The organism is Streptomyces sp. NPDC046925, assembly GCF_040644915.1.
Classification (GTDB): domain Bacteria; phylum Actinomycetota; class Actinomycetes; order Streptomycetales; family Streptomycetaceae; genus Streptomyces.
The window spans coordinates 105,171-123,875 of sequence record NZ_JBEYWZ010000018.1 but is presented as its reverse complement, the minus strand read 5'-3'; the positions used below and the strand labels follow the sequence as shown (position 1 = coordinate 123,875).

The following is an 18,705-nucleotide window of genomic DNA, read 5'->3' as shown; positions in this document are numbered from 1 at the left end:
CCGGGCCTCCGGTCCCGTTCAGGCGAACGAGTCCAGGAGCCGGTTCATCATCCGGTCGAACAGCTCGTCCGCGTCGCCCGGCGCCGGCGCCTCCTTGAGCGCCTCCGCGAGCCGCGGGTAGGCCCCGGTGCCCACCTGCCCGGCGAGATACGCGTACCGCACCTGCTGTTCCCGCTCCGCCGACCACGGCAGCGCCCGCGCGCGCTCCGCCATGGCCAGCTCGTTGGCGACGTACGTCATGACCGAGCCGTTGACCATCCCGATGAGTTCCGCCTTGGTGCCGTAGGGCGCGTCGAGCCCGTCCAGGGCGCCGAGGCAGTGCTCCAGATAGCGCAGGGCGTTCGGGCTGAAGCCGTAGAGCGCAGACATGATCCGGGGCATCCACGGATGGCGCCGCATGAGGTCGCGCGTCTGGCGGCCGAGCGCCAGCATCGCCGCGCGCCAGTCCGCGTCCGGCGCTCCCGCCGTCAGCTCGTACTCGCCGCTCACCGCGTCGACCATCAGTTCGTACAGGTCTTCTTTGCGCGGCACGTAGTTGTAGAGCGACATGGTGCCGCAGCCGAGTTCGCCCGCGACTCTGCGCATGGAGACGGCCTCGATGCCGTCCGCGTCGGCGATGCGGACGGCGGCCGCCGCGATGTCCGCCCTGCTGTACGCGGGCTTCGGGCCACGGCCCGCACGCTCGGGGCGCGCCCAGATCACTTCCGGTTCGGCCGCTCGGCCCGCCATTGATCATCACCTCGCCACCCATGTTAGTTACGTACAGCGTACGTAGTGAGGTACCGTGCCGCTATGACTTCTACGTACGCTGTACTTAGTGAAGGTCTGGAGAAGCGCTTCGGGGACGTCCACGCTCTGCGGGGGCTCGATCTCGCCGTCCCCGAGGGCACGGTCTGCGGTCTGCTCGGCCCCAACGGCGCAGGCAAGACGACGGCGGTGCGGCTGCTGACGACGCTCCAGGCGCCGGACGCCGGGCGCGCGCTCGTCGCGGGGCACGACGTGGTGCGGGAGGCCGCCGCGGTGCGCAGGATCATCGGCGTGACCGGGCAGTACGCCTCCGTCGACGGCGATCTGACCGGGCGGGAGAACCTGCGGCTCTTCGCGCGGCTGCTGCGGGTTCCGCGGGCGCGGGGCGACGAGTTCCTGGAGCGGTTCGACCTGGCGGACGCCGCCGACCGGCCCGCCCGCACCTACTCCGGGGGCATGCGGCGGCGGCTCGACCTCGCGGCAAGTCTGCTCGTACGGCCGCGTGTTCTCTTCCTCGACGAACCGACCACCGGGCTCGATCCGCACAGCCGGGGCGGCATCTGGGACGCCGTGCGGGAGCTGGCAGCCGAGGGCACGACCGTGCTGCTGACCACGCAGTATCTGGAGGAGGCGGACCAGCTCGCCGACGAGATCGTCCTGATCGACGGCGGGCGCGTCGCGCACCGCGGAACGCCGGTGGCGCTGAAAGCGCAGATCGGCAGCTATGTGGAGGTCGTGCTGCCGCAGGACGCGGAGGCGCGGGCGCTGCACGCCGCCGCGGTCGTGCTCGACCAGCTCACCGGGGGCGAGCCGGTCCTCGATGCCGAGCGGCGTACCGCCGGGGTCGTCGCCCTCGATACGCGGCTGACGCTGCCGCGGGTCGTGCGTGAGCTGGATGCGGCCGGGGTGCCTGTCGTCGACGCGACGCTGCGTGCCCCGACTCTCGACGAGGTCTTTCTTCGGCTTGTCGCCCGCGTTTCCTAGACCACCGCTTCGCGGCGGATTTTTGCCCGCCCACGCGCCCGATCACCCCGCACGGAGGTTCCCTTGAACGCCATCCTCTACGACGGCACCGCCGTCCTCGGCCGGCATCTGCGGCGCGTCAGGCACGCGCCCGCCATCCTCGTCCTGACGCAGACGATGCCCATCGTCTTCCTGCTCTTCTTCGGCTACGTGTTCGGCAGCGCCCTGGCCATGCCCGGCGCCGACTACCGCGCCTTCCTCGTTCCGGGGATGCTCGTCGCGACCGCCGCGAACGGCATCATGACCGGCATGTTCACCGCCGCCCAGGACTCCCACCGGGGCGTCATGGACCGCTTCCGCACGATGCCGATGAGCCGCTCCGCGGTGCCGCTCGGGCAGGCCGCCGCCGATCTGCTCACCACCGCCGCGGGTCTTGTGCCGCTGGTGCTCGTCGGGCTCGCGATGGGCTGGCGGATTGAGGGCGGGCCGCTCCGGGCCGTCGGCGCCTTCGGCCTGTTGCTGCTCTTCCGGTTCGCGTCGACGTGGATCGGCATCCTGCTCGGGCTGGCCTCGCAGAGCGAGGAGGCGGCGGGACAGCTGGGCGGCGCGACGTTCATGCTGCCGCTGCTCTCGAACGCGTACATCCCCGCCGACGGCCTCCCCGGCTGGCTGCGCACCGTCGCCGAGTGGAACGCGATCAGCGCGGTGGCCACCGCGGTGCGCGATCTGTTCGGCAACGCGCCCGTACCGGAGGGCGCGGCCTGGCCGGTGGCGCATCCCGTGGCCGGGGCGATCCTCTGGTCGCTCGTGCTGCTGGGCGTGTGCGTGCCGCTCGCCGTCCGCCGGTACGCGCGCGGGGGACGGTGAGCGGTCGGCCGCGCCCTACTTCTGGGGGGCGAGCTCCGGTCCCAGCGAGGAGAACTTCTCCCGGGACACCACGCGCTCGGGCGGCCACGTGATGTTCGACGGCGGCCATTTCTGGCCCGTCTTCTTCAGGAACCACGCCGGGGGCTCGTACATGGGCGGCTCATAGCCGTCCGGCAGCGCGGTCTTCCAGTGCACGCCCTTCGTGCGCTCGGCGAACTCGTCCTTGACGGCCTTCAGGCGCTCGGGCTGGGTGATCAGGTCGACCGCCGTCGCCGCCAGATACTTGGCCGCGGCGATCACCGCGGCCTGGCCGGGGGCCGCCGCCGCGCAGGCCGCGGTGGACCAGGTGTGCATCTTGGTGCCGATGGGGGCGAGCGCGGCGCCCATCGAGACGGTGGGGACGTTCCAGCTGATGTCGGCGACGTCCGTCGAACCGCCGCCCGCGAAGACCGGGTTGGGCGGCGTCAGTTCACCGACCTTGTCGTGCATGCCCTTCTGGGGCAGACCGAGGGACTCCTGGAGCTGCTTGGCCAACTCGTGCGCCTCGGAGGTGAATTCGGGCGGGCCTATCTCACGCATGTTCGCGTGCAGGAGCTCGGCGAACGCCTTGGACGGGAGCTGGTTCCAGCAGGCCGACGTGACGCGGTGCCGCACGCTCGTCTGTGACGCCTTCGCGGCCGCCTCGGAGACCGCGATCACCTTGTCCAGGAGCACCTTGACGCGGGCGGGGCTCCCTTCGCGTACGTAGTACGAGATCTCGGATATCTCGGCGGTGACGTTCGGGATGTCGCCGCCGTTGTTGATCACCCAGTGCAGCCGGCCGCTCGGCGTGAGGTTCTCCTCGCGCAGGAACTCCGACATCGTCGCCATCATCACGGCGGCGTCGAGCGCGGACTTGTTGCCGAGCGGGGTGCCGCCGTGTCCTGCCACACCGAGGAAGGTGAAGGTGACGGCGGTCATGGCGGTGGTGCTGCCCCAGCCCGTCGCGTTGGCCGTCGAGGGGTGCCAGTCGAGGAACGCGTCGAGGCCGTCGTACACGCCCTTGCTGACGGCGTAGGTCTTGCCGATCAGCATCTCCTCGGCGGTGGAGCCGAAGAACTTCACGGTGACGGGAAGCCCGTGCTTCTTCGCGGCCTGCGCGACGGCCGCCGCCGCGGCTGCTGCCGCCGTGCCGAGCGCGCTGTGGCCGCAGCCGTGGCCGGGGCCGTAGCCCGGCGCGAAGGGGTCGTGGACGTACTCGCGCGGATCGTGGTGGCCGACGCCCTTGTGCTGCGAGAGGCCGGGCAGCGCGTCGTACTCGCCGCTGAAGCCGAGGACGGGACCGCCCTTGCCGTGCGTGAACGTGGCGGTGAAGGCCGTCGGGAAGCCCGCGGTGCCGAACCGCACGTCGAATCCGGCCCGTTCGAGGAATGCGGCTTCGGCGATGGAGGACTTCCACTCGCGCAGGGACAGTTCGGCGTTGTCCCAGATCTCGGCGTTCAGGCCGGTGATCCGGTCGTCGTGGGAGGTGATCCAGTCGAGCGCCGCACGCTTGGCGGGGGTGTCGGCCGCGAGGCCTTCGGGCGGTTCGTAGGCGGCGGGAGAGTCGTCGGCGCCCGCGGCCATCGCCGGGTCCGCGTCGGCGGTCATGGCACCGGCGGTGACACCGGCCGTGCCGAGGAGCTGCATGATGCGACGGCGGCTCAGGGGTTGGCCGCCGGCGGGGAGAACTTCATGCTCATGCTGATCGTGCAGGTCACACACGCGCACCTCCGGGGGTGAGGTTGGGTGTATCGGCCAAACAATCAGCCACAGTGGGGCCGGAAAGTTGCGGCGTCAACAGGTGCGCATGACACGGGTGTTACGTCAGGGGCGTGATGAGCGACGTGTGTGACAGGGGAAGGGGCGGGTGGGTGGGAGCAATCCGCCGCTGAGCGACGGCCGAACCCCCGACCACCCGTGGTCAGCGACCCCCAAAGAGCGACCGCCGCAGCCTGCGCAAGGGAGCGAAGAGGGAGACCCTTCGCACACGTGCACGTCGGCCACTGTGGTCATGCGCACCCCGTGAGGTCAGCTCACGCATCAGCAGCGTCGCCTCGGCCGTCTCGCGCTGCGGAACGGCGGGGCCGCCCAGCACCGAGAGATGGCGGTCGAGACGCGAGCTGGTCGCGCTGCTCCCGCAGGTGATCGCAGGGACACGCGCCCTGCTGCGCACCGTTATCTGTTCCATGTCACTCCCCACCCGTACGAGGGCACCCGGCCCAGGGCAGGTTAACCCTATCGCCCTCGCACGACACTCGTGTATCCCGGTCACGGTATTCACCTACCCCGTAAGGAGGTTGACGATTACTCTCCGAATCCATCTGATTCCAGGGCGAGTTGGACAAGAGGGGCAGAAGTGGGCCGCTCTGAGCCTCCGTCGGGTTCGGTGGTCACTGCCAGTGACCTGCCGGACGCACCCACACCGGAGGCGATCACGGGCGTTTCGCCGTCGAGCAGCCCCAGCGACCGGGGCGCGGCGGCGGGCCTCACGAGCCACAGTTGGTGCACGCGCCCCGGAGGCGGCGGCCCGAGCCCTGTGACGGTCACCACGGCGCGCCGCCTGGACTCCGAGGCGACGACGCTGATGCCGCGCCCCCACGCGTCCCGCTCCCCGGCCGCGCGGGCGTCCGGAGCTGCCAGGACGTGGGCGATCTCACGTGCCCGGGCGCGCTCGCGGTCGAGCCGGTCATCGGCGCGCGTCAACTGGAGGGCGAGGACCGCGGACGCCACGAGCACGAGCACGGTGAGGACGGCGGCGGGGAGAAGAAGCACACGGGCGCGCGGGGGCGCGCCGCGGGTCACGGGCGCCCGCGGGGGCGGCTCCTGCTCCGTCGTGCGTACGGCGGTCAGCACCCGCTCGCGCAGGCCGGGCGGCGCGGGGGTCGCCGCGGCGCCCGCAAGGCGTACGGCGCCTTCGGCCAGCTCCCTGGTCTGCGTCAGGCAGGGTGCGCAGCGGGGCAGATGCCGCTCGAAGCGGCGCAGTTCGCGGGGCGCGAGGGCGTCCAGGGCGTACGGGACGGCCAGGGAATGCACCCCCAGGCGGGTCCGCAGCCGCTGCCCGGCGGGCCCGCCGGAAGGCAGGCTCCCGAAAGCCCGGCCGCCGACGAACTGCCTGTCGCTCCTCTCCCTCCTCATGCCGCGCCTCCCGTCGCGGCGCCCAGGCATGCGCGCAGCCGCAGCAGCCCGTCCCGCATCCGCGTCTTGACGGTGCCGAGCGGAACGGAGAGGCGCCGGGCCACTTCCCGGTACGTGTAGCCGTCGTAATAGGCGAGGGTGACGGCCTGGCGCTGGAGGTCCGTGAGGTGCCGGAGGCAGCGGCGCACCCACTCGCGCTCCAGCCTGCCCTCGACCGCCTCGGCGACCTGGTCGAAGGCGGGGACGTCGCCGCGCTGGGCCACGCGCCGCTCCCGGTCGCTCGCCGCGCGGACGCTGCGCACCCGGTCCACTGCCCTGCGGTGGGCGAGCGTGAGGATCCAGGAGAGTGCGCTGCCGCGCGCCGGGTCGAAACGGGCGGCCGTCCGCCAGAGTTCGAGCAGCACCTCTTGGACCACTTCCTCGGACTGCGCCGGATCGCGCAGGACGCGGCGGGTCAGTCCGTAGACCGGTCCGGAGACCAGCCCGTACAACTCCTCGAAGGCCTGCTGGTCGCCCTTGGCGACCAGTGGAAGCAGTTCGTCGGGCCCCATGCGTGTCCCCCTCACCTCTTCCCGGCCCCGGACGGCTCTCGTCCGGCCGGGGCCGGGCGGCTCACTGTCCGGTCGCAGCGGGATTCGACGCGAGAGAAGGCACCGGATTGGCAACCGGGCCAATCCGCCGGGCCCTTGATCCCCGAATGGCGTTCGTCAGGCGGCCTCCGCGCACCGTGCGGGGTCGCGCGAGGACAGTTAAGGACGGACGCGATGACAGCTATCGCCAAGGGCCGGACGGGGCGGCGCGGCAGGCGCGGCCTCGCCGCGCTCGTCTGTGGCGCACTGGCAGCCGGGGGGCTCGCAGCCGCCGGCGTGACGGCACTCGAACCGGGGACGGCGGGCGCCGCCAGCCACCGGGAGGCCCCGCTGATCTCCGGGCAGCCTCAGTACGACAACACGGACGTGTACGCGTTCGTGAGCCCGGACAAGCCCGACTCGACGACGATCGTGGCGAACTGGCTGCCCTTCGAGGAGCCCGCCGGCGGTCCCAACTTCTATCCGTGGGCCGACGACGCCCAGTACGACGTCCACATCGACAGCGACGGCGACGCGCAGGGCGATCTCCTCTACCGGTGGACGTTCGACACGAAGACCAAGAACGGCGACACGTTCCTCTACAACACCGGGCCCGTGACGAGCCTGGACGATCCCGATCTGAACGTGACGCAGACGTACGACCTGGAGCTGATCAAGCTCAAGGACCAGAAGGTCACCTCGAAGACGACCATCGCCGACGACGTGCCCACGGCGCCGTCGCACGTCGGCAAGGCGTCCATGCCGAACTACAAGAAGCTGCGCGACCAGGCCGTGACCCCGGTCAAGGGCGGCGGCTCGACGTTCGCCGGGCAGGCCGACGATCCGTTCTTCCTGGATCTGCGGGTGTTCGACCTGCTGTACGGCGGTGACCTGTCGGAGGTCGGCAGGGACACCCTCAAGGGCTACAACGTGAACTCCCTCGCCCTTCAGGTGCCGACCTCCGAGATACGGCAGTCGGGGAAGCAGCCCACCGTCGGCATCTGGTCCACGACCCAGCGCAAGAACGCGGGCGGCAAGTGGACCCAGGTGTCGCGGATGGGCAACCCGCTGGTCAACGAGGTGGTCGTGCCGCAGAAGGACAAGGACAAGTTCAACGCGTCCTCGCCCTGGAACGACGCGCAGTTCCTGAAGTACGTGACCAAGCCCGAGCTGCCGAAGCTCCTGGAGAAGATCTACAAGCTGAAGGCGCCGGACGAGCCGCGCAATGACCTCGTGTCGGTGTTCCTGACGGGCGTGAAGGACCTCAACCAGCCGCCGGGCGTACGGCCCGCCGAGGCCCTGCGGCTCAACACGTCCATCAAGCCCGCGGAATCGCCGAAGCGGCTCGGGGTGCTCGACGGCGACAACGCCGGGTTCCCGAACGGGCGGCGGCTCGCCGATGACGTCGTCGACATCGAACTCCAGGCCGTCGAGGGCGAACTCGTCGGGAACAAGAACGACCTGGGTGACGCGGTGAACGTCAACGACCAGAAGTTCGGCGGGACCTTCCCGTACGTGGCACTGCCCACGTCCGGGTCACGGGGACCGTTGGCCAAGGGCGGCGACGCGGACAACAGCGCGGCGCGTGACGCGCTGAACGGCGGTGCCGTGCCCGGGCGTCCGGGCTCCGGCGGTGGCGACGACACGGATGCCGTGCTGATCGCGTCCGCGGCCGCGGGGGTGGCCGGTGTGCTCCTCGTCGGGCTCGGGCTCGCGTGGTGGCGCAGGCGGGGGTCTTCCGGGGTCGCGGGCTGAGTCCCTCCCCCCTATGACCGGCGCGGCCCGCACTAATCCCCCTGCGGGCCGCGCCTTCTCTCCCTCCTCCGGGTGTCTTCTCCGTCTTCTCCGTCTTCTCTCTTTTCTCTCTTTTCTCTCTTTCTCGTCTCATCGACTTCTCGTGGAAGGTCCAGTGATGGCATTGCCTCGTCCTGTCGGCCGGTCCGTGGTGGCGGCCGTCGCTCTTGCGTTCGCGATCACCGGGGGTGCCGTGGTGGTCGGCGGTGAGGACGGGCCCGGCCGGTCGCCGTCGTCGTCCGTCGCCGTGGCGCCGGGCGCGCTTCGGGGTGCCGACCTCGCGCGTGGCGTGCAGGCGCTGCAGACTCATCTGCGGGACCAGCCGCGCGACTTCGGGGCCTGGGCGACGCTGGGGACCGCCTATGTCGAGCAGGCCCGCACGCAGGGTGACCCGTCGCGCTACCGCGAGGCGGAACGCGCTCTCGACCGGTCCCTGGAAGTGCGGCCCCGCAATGACGCGGGGCTCGCGGGGCGGGCCGCGCTGGCCGCGGCGCGGCACGACTTCGCGGGGGCGCTGCGGCACGCGGAGGCCGCGCTCGACGTGAACCCGCGGAGCGAGGGCGCGCTGGCCTCGCGGATCGACGCGCTGGTCGAGCTCGGGCGGTACGGGGCGGCGTCGCGGGCCGCCGGGGAGGCCGACGCACGGCGGCCCGGGGTGCCGGTGTTCACGCGGTACGCGTATGTGCGGGAGCTCCGGGGTGATGTGGCGGGGGCCCGGCGCGCGCTGTCGCTGGCCGCCGGGCCGGGCAGGGGTGCGGGTGCCGGGGACGTCGCGTATGTGGCCACGGCCCTGGGGCAGCTCGCCTGGCGGCAGGGGCAGTACGGGGAGGCGCTCAAGCAGTGCGGGAAGGCGCTGCGGGCCGACGCCTCGTACCTTCCGGCGCTGGAGTGCCGGGCCCGGGCGTGGGCCGGGCAGGGCGATACGGGGCGGGCGATACGGGGGCTCCGGGAGGTCGTCGCGCGGGCGCCGCTGCCGGGGCCGCTGGTCGCGCTCGGTGAGTTGTACGAGGCGCGGGGCGAGCGGGGTGACGCGGCGAAGGCCCGGCAGCAGTACGCGCTGGTGTCCGCGTGGGTGTCGCTGGCCCGGGCGAACGGGGTGAACGCGGACCTGGACGCGGCGGTCGCGCTGACGGATCACGGGACGCGGGGCGAGCGGAGGGCGGCGCTGCGGGCGGCGCGGGCGGAGTGGGGGCGGCGGCACACCGTCCACACGGCGGACGCGCTCGCCTGGGCCCTGCACGTCAACGGCCGCTCGGAGGAAGCCCTGCCGTACGCACGCCGGGCCACGGCGACGGGGTTCCGCGAGGCGTCCTTCCTTTACCACCGGGGCGTGATCGAGGGGGCGACGGGCCACGGGGCAGCGGCTCGCCGCTGGAAGTCTGCGGCGCTGGACTTGAACCCGGGGTTCTCTCCGACGGTCGCGAAGGCTGAGAAGGAAGCGGGGGGAGCGTCGTGAGGCCGTCCAGTGCGGTACTGCTCCGTCCTGGGGGCGGGGCCGCGCCGGTATGTCCGTCCTCGCCATCCGCCTCTGGGCGCCTGGCTGCTTCGGCACCGGAGCGCCGCGAACCGTGCTCCGGGCGGAAATACCGACACACCCCCTCACGTCTCGACGCCGGGTGCGGGCCGTCACCACTGTCGCTGCGGGGCAATCGGGTGGGTGGGCGGGACATGTCTGTTCGGGGTGCCGGCGTTGCGGGGCCACTGTGAAGTGGCGGGGGGTTGGTTGCGGGGGCGCTGCCCTGTTCGCGGGGCTCCTGATGGTGCTGCTGCCCGCCATCGAGGCGCACGCTCACCCGCTGGGGAACTTCACCGTCAATCGGTACGACGGACTCGTGGCGAGGCCCGGGCATCTGCGGGTCGACCACGTCGAGGACCTCGCCGAGATCCCGGCCACCCAGGCCGAGCCCCGCATCAAGCGCGTAGGGATGCGGAGCTGGGCCGAAGGGCGGTGCGAGGACGCCGCCCGCGGCAGCCTGCTGCGGGTGGACGGGCGAGCGGCGGAACTCCGCGTGGAGCAGGCCCGGGCGGTACGCCGGGACGGGCAGGCCGGACTGCCCACCCTGCGCGTGGAGTGCGAGCTCGGTGCCCCGCTCCCCCGGGGCACCGAGCTCGCCGCCCGCTTCAAGGCGGCGGGCCGGCCGGGCCCCGGCTGGCGCGAAGTCACCGCGCAGGGCGACCGGATGACCCTGAGCGCGTCCGACGTACCGCGCGAGTCCGTGTCGAAGCGCCTCACCCGCTATCCGCAGCGGCTGCTCGAATCGCCGCCCGGCGAGGACTCGGCCAGCCTGCGCATCGCCCCCGGCGGCCCCGCCCTGAGCGAGGAGCGGCCACAGGCGCCCGCCTCCGTACTGCCGCGCGGCGCGGACCGGTGGACGCAGGCCCTCACCGGCCTCGTCGCCCGCCACGACCTCACCCCCGGATTTGCCGGACTGGCCCTGGCCACCGCGCTGTTGCTGGGGGCGCTGCACGCCCTCGCGCCCGGGCACGGCAAGACGCTGATGGCCGCGACCGCCGCCGCGCGGGGCCACGCCTCCCTGCGGGACGTCCTCCCGCTGGCCGCCTCCGTGACCGTCACGCACACGCTGGGGGTGACCGCCCTGGGGCTGCTCGTGGCGGGAGGCTCGGTCGCGGCCCCGTCCGTCATCGCCTGGCTCGGAGTGGTCAGCGGCGTCCTCGTCACCGGCGCGGGAGCCCTGCTCGTGCGCAGAGCCTGGCGGCGGCGCAAGCACGCCCGGCATCACCACCCTCACCCTCACACGCACCACCACACGCACGACGCACCGCCCACCCTCCGCGGCGCCCTCTTCCTGGGCTTCGCCGGCGGTCTCGTGCCCAGCCCGTCCGCGGTCGTGGTGCTCGTCGGCGCCGCCGCCCTGGGCGAGGCCTGGTTCGGGCTGCTGCTCGTCCTCGCGTACGGGGTGGGCCTCGCCGTCACGCTGACGGCCGCCGGGTTCCTCGTGGTGCGGGTCGGGTCCCTCGCCGGGCGCCGGGTGGTCCGCGGGCCCCGGTGGCTGCACCGGGCCACGCAGCGTTTCCTGCCGCTCGGCTCCGCCTGTGTCGTGGTCGCCCTCGGGTGTGGATTGGTGTTCAAAGGGGCGGCAACAGCGCTCGGTTGAGGTAGTTTTGTGGAGAATCGCACGGCTGCGGATGGGGGAATCCCGTGAGCGGGAACGAGCGTGTGATCGCAGGGCGCTACCGCCTCCTCGCCCCCTTGGGCGAAGGCGGCATGGGCACGGTCTGGCGGGCCCGCGACGAAGTCCTGGGCCGCGAGGTCGCGGTCAAGGAGGTGCGCGCCCCGGCCGGGCTTCCGGCCAGTGACGTCGAGCGGCTGTACGCCCGCCTGGAGCGGGAGGCCTGGGCCGCGGCCCGTATCCCGCACCGCAATGTCGTGACGGTCTACGACGTGGCGAGCGAGGACGGGCGCCCGTGGATCGTCATGGAGATCGTGCGGGGGCTCTCGCTCTCCGACGTCCTGGACGCGGAGGGACCGATGCAGCCGCAGCGCGCCGCCCGCATCGGCGCCGAGGTGCTCGCCGCCCTGCGGGCCGCCCACGAGGCCGGGGTGCTGCACCGCGACGTCAAGCCCGGCAACGTACTGATCGCGAACGACGGGCGGGTCGTCCTCACCGACTTCGGGATCGCCGTGGTGGAGGGCAGTTCGGCGCTCACCATGACGGGCGAGGTGGTGGGCTCCCCCGAATTCCTCGCCCCGGAGCGGGCGTTGGGGCGCAAGCCGGGGCCCGAGTCCGATCTGTGGTCGCTCGGCGTGCTGCTCTACGCGGCCGTGGAGGGCGTGTCGCCGTTCCGGCAGGACACCCCGCTCAGTACGTTGCGTGCGGTCGTCGACGAGGAGCTGCCGCGGCCCCGGAACGCGGGCCCGCTGGCCCCGGCCATCGAAGGACTGCTGCGCAAGGACCCCGCGGCCCGGATCTCCGCCGCGGAGGCCGAGAACCAGCTGCGGCTCGTCGCGGCAGGCGGCACCCCGGATGCTCCGACGCCCCTCCCGTACATGCCGACCGTCACGTCACAGCAGCAACAGCAGTACCCCTCGCCGCTTCCGCCGCCACCGGATCAGCAGGAGCCGGTCGTCGCCACGACCACCACCACCGTCCCGCCGACGCGTTCGCGCCGTTCGGTCCTCGCCTTCACCGCGGGCCTCATCGCCCTGGCGCTGGCTCTGGGCGGGATCGCGTACGCGCTGATCAACCGCGACGGCGGAGGCGGTGGCGGAAACGGCAGCGGCTCTTCCGAGGGCGGCGGCAGCGGAAGCGGAGGCAATGAAGGGGGCAGCAGCGACGGCGGCTCCGACGGCGGCAACAGCGGCGGGAACAACACATCGGGCGGCAACGAAGGCAGCTCGAACAACGGCAACGGCAACAACAACGGCTCGACGGGCGGCGGCTCCACGAACGGCGGAGGCGGCGGCAACGGCGGAGGGTCGACCAAGCACCCCGCGCAGTCCGTGAAGGTCTCGGTCACCGGCTCGTACACGCAGTACAGCGGCGTCTGTCCGCCCGCCGCCGGGCAGGCCCCCTCCTTCACCGCGACGTTCACCGTGGGGCGGGTCCCGGTCACCGTCGACTACCGCTGGGTGACCACATCGGGCGAGCCGAGCGACCCCGGCTGGAAGACGCTCAGCTTCGCGTCGGGCGGCGGCAGGACCAAGCAGGTGCAGCACACGGAGACGGTCACGGGCGAGCCCGGCTCGACGTATCAGAACGCGATCAGCGTGGAGGTGCGCAGCCCGGTGGAGGCAACCTCCAACTCCGTGGCGTACTCGGTGAAATGTGAGGAGGAGCCCCCGACTACGGGCGGGGGCTCCTCCTCCTACGCGCCGAACTCCTGAGGGGCGTACTGCCGGGCGCCCGGATTCCGGAGCGCCGGACTCAGCGGGTCAGGACGCCGCCGCGCCGAACACGGGAAGGTAGCCGCCGGACTGGCCCGCGGCCTTGGGGTGGTAGGACTCGCCGATGTTGGTCCAGTTCACGCTGTGCAGCCACGCGTCGCCCGAGCAGATCTCGTGCCCGGTGAACTTGGCGGCCACGTCGCCGAAGGCGAAGCCGTGGTCGGCGGCGCGCTTGGCCGTGGTGGAGTTGAGGAAGTCGGACGCGCTGTTGATGGCGCTGCGCTCCTTCTCGGAGAGACCGGCGATGCAGCCGCCGCCGAGCTTGTAGAAGCGGGGGTATCCGAGCACGACGACCCGGGCGGCCGGTGCCTTGGCGCTGATCGCCGAGTAGACCTTGTCGAGGTTGCCGGGCAACGTTGTCTCGACGTAGCTGCGTGCCGTCGCGATCCGTTTGAGGCAGTTGCTCTCGGACTGCAGGACGCAGGTCGTCATGACGTCGGCGAAGCCGGCGTCGTTGCCGCCGATGGTGACGCTGACGAGGCCCGTTCCCGAGCCGAGCGGGCCGAGTTGGTTCGCGAGAACGTCACCCGTACGAGCGCCGGAACACGCCGTGAAGTTGAAGCTGGAGGGTGAATTGGCGGATGCCCAGAGCGCCGGGTACGCGCGCGGGGTGCGCTTGCAGTCGCCGCTCCCGCTGTCGTATCCGCCGGCTCCGACACCGGACGAGTAGGAGTCGCCGAGTGCCACATAGCCGGTGGCGGCGGCCTGTTGGCCGGAGGGGGCTGCCTGTGCCGCTGCGGCCCCGGTGAGGGCGAAGGCGGTGGCGAGGAGGAGTGAGGAAGCGTATGCCGTGATTCGGGACAATCTCATGGAACCTCCCTTAGCAGGATTTCTGCCACGACTGTGGTACCACTCCCCTCAGGCCACCGGTAGTGTTCATGTCAATAAGTTCGCATGCAATTCCCCTTCCCGCAAAGCGAGTTGCCCTCCCACCCAGAGCGCCCGTGGGGAACATCTGCACACTCCCTCCGCATCTTGACGGGCCGCCGTCGACTGCGCGACATTGAAGCCCGGCATCCGGCGCGTCGGGGGGCAAAGTCGCCAATGCAGACCATCAGGATCAAGGCACCGTCATCAGACACCGGACGCGGCCCATCGGACCCGCCGATCCGTCACGAGGACGCACTGCCGTTGCTCGCGGGAACGGCTGTGGTGGTCGGGGTCGTCGGCGCGCTGCTCGCGCTCACGGACATCGAATCGCCGCTGCGCGCCCCCTTCACCCTGTTCTTCCTCCTGGCCGCTCCGGGCGCCGCGATCGCCGCCGCGCTCGGCGGACTTGAGCCATGGGGCCGGATCTTGGCTTCCGTTTCCGGGGCCGTCGCGGTCAACCTGTTGGTGGCCCAGGCGATGCTGGCCCTGCACATCTGGTCGGTGCGCGGCGGGGTCACGGCCATCACCGTGATCGGCTCGCTCATCTATCTGCTGGTACTGGTACGGAGGTTGCGACGCCGTACCCCGACGAGGCGGACCTCCTGACGTGGACATCACCGTGCACCGCCCCGGAGAGCTCACCGCCGCGGACCGGGTGGCCTGGACGGCGTTGCAGTCCAAGGCGCATCTCCACGGCTCGCCGGAGCTGGCCAATCCTTTCCTCTCCCCCGAGTTCACCCTCGCGGTGGGCCACTGGCGGCGCGGGGTGCGGATAGCGGTCGTGCGCGAGGCCGGTGAGCCCGCGGCCTTCTTCCCGTTCCAGAGATCCATCACCGGCGTCGGCCGGGCCATCGGGCTCGGCGTCTCGGACTGCCAGGGCCTGGTCCACCGGCCCGGCTTCACCTGGGACGCACGAGAGCTGCTGCGGGCCTGCGGGCTCGCGATGTACGAGTTCGACCATCTGGCCGGCGGTCAGGGGCCGTTCGAGGCGAACGCCTCCGGCTCCTTCGCCTCCCCCGTCATGGACATCGACCAGGGGTACGAGGCCTATCTCGGCCACCTCAAGGCGAAGTCGCCGAAGTTCACCCGCTCGACGCTCTCCAAGGAGCGCAGGCTCGGGCGCGACCACGGCACCGTTCGCTACGTGCACGACGAGCGCGACCCCGCGGTCCTGCGCACCCTGATGCAGTGGAAATCGGCCCAGTACCGCAGGACCGGCCGCAGCGACCGCTTCTCGCACCCCTGGATCAAGCAGCTCGTGGGGCACCTCTTCCACACGCGGTTCGACCAGTTCTCCGGGCTGCTCTCCGTGCTCTACGTCGACGAGGCGCCGGTCGCCGCGCACTTCGGAATGCGCTCCGAGCGGGTCATCGCCCAGTGGTTCCCGGCCTACGACCCGGCGTACGCCAAGTACTCGCCCGGCCTGATCATGCACCTGCGCATGGCCGAGGCGGCCGCCGCCGACGGCATCGCGTATCTCGACCTCGGCCGGGGCCAGAAGCAGTACAAGGACTCCCTGAAGACACGCGAACTCACCGTGTCCGAGGGGTGGGTGGCTCTGCGCCATCCGGCAGCGATCGGGCACCGGGCGCGGCGCGCCCCGGTCAGGGCGCTGCGCAACACGGTCTTGTCGCGACCGGAATTCTTTGAACCGGCCGACAAGCTGCTCAAACAGATGGGAAAAATGCGATCAAGAAAGAACGAATAAAGGTCGCCAAGTAGGAACAGGGCGTTCCATATGTGCCCACCAAGACAGGCCAAATCATAAAAAACGTGAGGCCACGTTCCAGGTCTTGCCATAAGGTCTCAATCATCAATACCGTCGTACATCCACCCGCATCGGTCCATCACGTAATGCGATCTAGGGGAGGGCTCAAGATCGCGGTGGTTCCGGCGCGGGGCGCGGTAGGGGGGTGCCGTGCTCGGTGACCGAATCAATGCCGAGTCACGTCCCGCGCGATGCCAGCCCACTTTGGCATGCACGGAGATCCATTTCGTCATGCGTAAGTGAGAACCCCCCTTTCGAACCGGATACATAGCCGGACTGCCCGGGGGTGGGCGGTCCACCGGACGAGAGGGACCAGACTCATGAGTTCTGTTGTGCGCCCGGCCGCCGAACCGGACCAGGGCCCGTTGGACAAGCCGACGCTGACCGTAAACTACAAACCCATTTCCACGCACCTGGCGATCGCACCGCCGGTGAGCGTGGTGATTCCCGCGATGAATGAGGCGGAGAATCTTCCCTACGTCTTCAAGACACTGCCCGACTGGATCCATGAGGTCGTGCTTGTCGACGGCAATTCCACCGACGACACGGTCGCCGTCGCACGCGAGTTGTGGCCGGACGTGAAGGTCGTCCGGCAGCTCGGCAAGGGCAAGGGCGACGCCCTGATCACCGGATTCGAGGCCTGCACCGGCGACATCATCGTGATGGTCGACGCGGACGGCTCGGCCGACGGGCACGAGATCGTCAGCTATGTCTCCGCCCTCGTCTCGGGCGCGGACTTCGCCAAGGGCTCCCGGTTCGCCAACGGCGGCGCCACGGACGACATGACGCCCATCCGCAAGCTCGGCAACCACGTCCTGTGCTCCGTCGTGAACGCCAAGTTCGGCGCCCGCTACACCGACCTGTGCTACGGCTACAACGCCTTCTGGCGGCACTGCCTGGACAAGATAGAGCTCGACTGCACGGGCTTCGAGGTCGAGACCCTGATGAACATCCGGGTCGTCAAGGCCGGGCTCAAGGTGCAGGAGATCCCCAGCCACGAGTACCTGCGCATCCACGGCGCCAGCAATCTCAGCGCCGTGCGCGACGGTCTGCGGGTCCTGAAGGTGATCCTCACGGAGCGCTCGAACCGCCGCGACCGGCGGCGCGGCACCCGTGGCGTTCCCTTCCGCACGCGTCAGGGAGAGGTGTCTTGAGCGCTCCCGGCCGGCACGGGGGAAGCACGACGGCGGGCATCTCGGTCGTCATCTGCGTCTACACCGAAGACCGCTGGGAGGACATCCTCGCGGCGGTCGCCTCGGTGCGGGCGCAGTCCCTCGCGGCCCTGGAGACGCTGCTCGTGGTGGATCACAACGCCTCGCTCCTGGACCGGCTCGCCAAGGAGTACAAGGAGACCGAGGAGGTGCGGGTGCTCGCGAACGCGGGCCCCCGCGGCCTCTCCGCGGGCCGCAACACCGGGATCACCGCCTCCGGCGGCGAGATCATCGCGTTCCTGGACGACGACGCCGTCGCGGAGCGGGACTGGCTGCGCCACTTCGCCGAGGGGTACGCCGACCCGAAGGTCTTCGCGGTCGGCGGGCGCACCATGCCCCTGTGGGAGTCGCGGCGCAGGCCCGCCTGGTTCCCCGAGGAGTTCGACTGGGTCGTCGGCTGTACGTACAAGGGGCTGCCCGAGGGGCGGGTGCGGGTGCGCAACGTCCTCGGCGGCAACGCCTCCTTCCGCCGCACCGCCTTCGAGGCCGCGGGCGGCTTCGCCACCGGCATTGGACGCGACGGCGACAAGCGTCCCCTGGGCGGCGAGGAGACGGAGCTGTGCATCCGGCTCGCCCGGGCCAGACCGGACGCGATCCTCCTCATCGACGACCGTGCGGTGATCCACCACCGGGTCCCCGCCGCGCGGGAGCGCTTCTCCTACTTCCGTACGCGGACGTACGCGGAAGGCCTCTCCAAGGCGCTCGTGGCCAGGAGCGTCGGCGCCGGCAAGGGGCTTGAGTCCGAGCGGCGCTACACCACGCGCGTCCTGCCCGCGGGGGTCGGGCGCGGACTGCGTGACGCGCTGCTCGCACGCCCGGGCGGCGCCGGTCGCGCGGGGGCCATTGTGGCGGGCGTGGTCTCGGCGGCAGGGGGGTACGTCCTCGGCAGTGTCCGCGCGCGCAGGGGAGGCGCCGCGTTCTCGGTCGTGGAGATCGGGAAGGCAGCGGACGGTGAGGGGGCTGCCGCATGAGCACGGCACCGATGGGCCGAGGGGGACCGCGATGAACGCCGCGGTTCCGATACTGATGTATCACTCCATCTCCCACCGGCCGACCCGGGAGACACGGGACCTTTCGGTGTCTCCGGAGGCGTTCGCCGACCAGCTCGAACTGCTCGGCGAGCGGGGGTTCACGCCGCTCACCACGGCCGCTCTCGGCGCGATCTGGCGCACTCCGGGCCGCCCGCTGCCGGGCAAGCCGGTCCTGATCACCTTCGACGACGGCTATGAGGGCGTGCACCGGCACGGCCTGCCCGTGCTCGCCAAGCACGGCTTCGCGTCGACGCTGTTCGTCTCCACGGGCTGGCTGCGCGGGGAGCACGACACCGGGGGTGGCCTCGACCTGATGCTCGACTGGGACCAGGTGCGCGAACTGGCCTCGGCGGGTACGGAGATAGGCGGTCACAGTCATACGCACCCCGAGCTCGACCAGCTGGACGACGACGACCTCTGGTTCGAACTGCTGCGGTGCAGGGAGATCGTCACCGATGAACTCGGCATAAGACCGGTCTCCTTCGCCTATCCGTACGGCTACTCCAGCCGCCGGGTGCGGCGCACGGTGCGCGGCGCCGGGTTCGCCCAGTCGCTCGCGGTCAACAACGGCCTCGCGCGGCGCACCCAGGGCCCGTACGCCCTCAAGCGGGTGACCGTTCGGCGCTCCACCGGCATCGAGGAGTTCGAGCGGCTCGTCGAGGGCCGTGCGATCACCCGCAACTTCGCAAGGGACGCTGCCCTCACCAAGGGGTACGCAGTGGTCCGCAGAGCACGACAGGCCCGCCGGAAGGCAATTCGTACCCGTGTCTGACACGTCGACCGCCCAGCCAGACGTCTCCGGGTCTTCCGTGACCGAACAGCA

The 18,705-nt window shown here is 71.3% G+C and carries 17 protein-coding genes; 11 read left to right on the top strand and 6 right to left on the bottom strand.

Annotated features, from left to right (window positions below; genetic code table 11):
* Nucleotides 1-18 precede the first annotated feature (18 nt).
* Complete coding sequence (locus ABZ906_RS42290; protein WP_361391980.1) at nt 19-729, bottom strand: TetR/AcrR family transcriptional regulator C-terminal domain-containing protein; 711 nt, start codon at nt 727-729, stop codon at nt 19-21.
* A gap of 63 nt (nt 730-792) precedes the next feature.
* On the opposite strand from ABZ906_RS42290, the gene ABZ906_RS42285 reads away from it, so the two are divergent.
* Together ABZ906_RS42285 and ABZ906_RS42280 are read left to right on the top strand one after the other, a co-directional pair.
* Nucleotides 793-1,731 carry an ATP-binding cassette domain-containing protein gene (locus ABZ906_RS42285; RefSeq protein WP_361391977.1) on the top strand — a complete coding sequence of 313 codons (939 nt, stop codon included), beginning with the start codon at nt 793-795 and terminating at the stop codon, nt 1,729-1,731.
* A gap of 63 nt (nt 1,732-1,794) precedes the next feature.
* Complete coding sequence (locus ABZ906_RS42280) at nt 1,795-2,577, top strand: ABC transporter permease (RefSeq protein ID WP_361391974.1); 783 nt, start codon at nt 1,795-1,797, stop codon at nt 2,575-2,577.
* A 15-nt stretch (nt 2,578-2,592) separates the two neighbouring features.
* Here ABZ906_RS42280 and ABZ906_RS42275 read toward each other — a convergent pair whose 3' ends face one another.
* The 4 genes from ABZ906_RS42275 to ABZ906_RS42260 all read right to left on the bottom strand — a co-directional run bounded on the left by ABZ906_RS42275 (nt 2,593) and on the right by ABZ906_RS42260 (nt 6,284).
* Nucleotides 2,593-4,245 carry an amidohydrolase gene (locus tag ABZ906_RS42275; RefSeq protein ID WP_361391971.1) on the bottom strand — a complete coding sequence of 551 codons (1,653 nt, stop codon included), beginning with the start codon at nt 4,243-4,245 and terminating at the stop codon, nt 2,593-2,595.
* A 274-nt stretch (nt 4,246-4,519) separates the two neighbouring features.
* A complete protein-coding gene (locus ABZ906_RS42270) occupies nt 4,520-4,786 on the bottom strand; it encodes a hypothetical protein (RefSeq protein WP_361195755.1) in 267 nt (88 codons plus the stop codon).
* A gap of 116 nt (nt 4,787-4,902) precedes the next feature.
* On the bottom strand, nt 4,903-5,733 hold the full coding sequence (locus ABZ906_RS42265; RefSeq protein ID WP_361391968.1) for an anti-sigma factor: 831 nt from the start codon (nt 5,731-5,733) through the stop codon (nt 4,903-4,905).
* Nucleotides 5,730-6,284 carry a sigma-70 family RNA polymerase sigma factor gene (locus ABZ906_RS42260; RefSeq protein WP_361195759.1) on the bottom strand — a complete coding sequence of 185 codons (555 nt, stop codon included), beginning with the start codon at nt 6,282-6,284 and terminating at the stop codon, nt 5,730-5,732. The genes ABZ906_RS42265 and ABZ906_RS42260 overlap by 4 nt, the downstream gene beginning before the upstream one ends.
* Nucleotides 6,285-6,497: 213 nt before the next feature.
* On the opposite strand from ABZ906_RS42260, the gene ABZ906_RS42255 reads away from it, so the two are divergent.
* From ABZ906_RS42255 to ABZ906_RS42240, 4 genes are all read left to right on the top strand, one after another.
* The gene (locus tag ABZ906_RS42255) at nt 6,498-8,057 is read left to right on the top strand and encodes a DUF4331 domain-containing protein (RefSeq protein WP_361391965.1); all 1,560 of its coding nucleotides are present in this window, start codon (nt 6,498-6,500) and stop codon (nt 8,055-8,057) included.
* 157 nt (nt 8,058-8,214) lie between these two features.
* Complete coding sequence (locus tag ABZ906_RS42250; RefSeq protein WP_361391963.1) at nt 8,215-9,552, top strand: hypothetical protein; 1,338 nt, start codon at nt 8,215-8,217, stop codon at nt 9,550-9,552.
* 301 nt (nt 9,553-9,853) lie between these two features.
* Nucleotides 9,854-11,212, top strand: coding sequence for a sulfite exporter TauE/SafE family protein (locus tag ABZ906_RS42245; RefSeq protein WP_361391960.1), 1,359 nt, complete (start codon nt 9,854-9,856; stop codon nt 11,210-11,212).
* Nucleotides 11,213-11,322: 110 nt separating this feature from the next.
* Entirely contained in the window at nt 11,323-12,942 is a 1,620-nt protein-coding gene (locus tag ABZ906_RS42240; RefSeq protein WP_361392076.1) for a serine/threonine-protein kinase, read from the top strand.
* Between the two features lie 48 nt (nt 12,943-12,990).
* On the opposite strand, the gene ABZ906_RS42235 is transcribed toward ABZ906_RS42240, so the two are convergent.
* Complete coding sequence (locus ABZ906_RS42235) at nt 12,991-13,812, bottom strand: SGNH/GDSL hydrolase family protein (RefSeq protein ID WP_361391957.1); 822 nt, start codon at nt 13,810-13,812, stop codon at nt 12,991-12,993.
* A gap of 234 nt (nt 13,813-14,046) precedes the next feature.
* On the opposite strand from ABZ906_RS42235, the gene ABZ906_RS42230 reads away from it, so the two are divergent.
* The 5 genes from ABZ906_RS42230 to ABZ906_RS42210 all read left to right on the top strand — a co-directional run bounded on the left by ABZ906_RS42230 (nt 14,047) and on the right by ABZ906_RS42210 (nt 18,654).
* Nucleotides 14,047-14,478: a hypothetical protein gene (locus tag ABZ906_RS42230; protein WP_361391954.1), complete on the top strand. Its 432-nt coding sequence runs from the start codon at nt 14,047-14,049 to the stop codon at nt 14,476-14,478.
* 1 nt (nt 14,479) lies between these two features.
* Nucleotides 14,480-15,580 carry a GNAT family N-acetyltransferase gene (locus ABZ906_RS42225; RefSeq protein ID WP_361391951.1) on the top strand — a complete coding sequence of 367 codons (1,101 nt, stop codon included), beginning with the start codon at nt 14,480-14,482 and terminating at the stop codon, nt 15,578-15,580.
* Nucleotides 15,581-15,960: 380 nt separating this feature from the next.
* Nucleotides 15,961-16,794, top strand: coding sequence for a glycosyltransferase family 2 protein (locus ABZ906_RS42220; protein ID WP_361195772.1), 834 nt, complete (start codon nt 15,961-15,963; stop codon nt 16,792-16,794).
* Nucleotides 16,791-17,822, top strand: coding sequence for a glycosyltransferase family 2 protein (locus ABZ906_RS42215; RefSeq protein ID WP_361391948.1), 1,032 nt, complete (start codon nt 16,791-16,793; stop codon nt 17,820-17,822). Before ABZ906_RS42220 ends, ABZ906_RS42215 begins: the two co-directional genes overlap by 4 nt.
* 31 nt (nt 17,823-17,853) lie before the next feature.
* Nucleotides 17,854-18,654, top strand: coding sequence for a polysaccharide deacetylase family protein (locus tag ABZ906_RS42210; protein ID WP_361391946.1), 801 nt, complete (start codon nt 17,854-17,856; stop codon nt 18,652-18,654).
* The last annotated feature ends 51 nt before the right edge of the window (nt 18,655-18,705 follow it).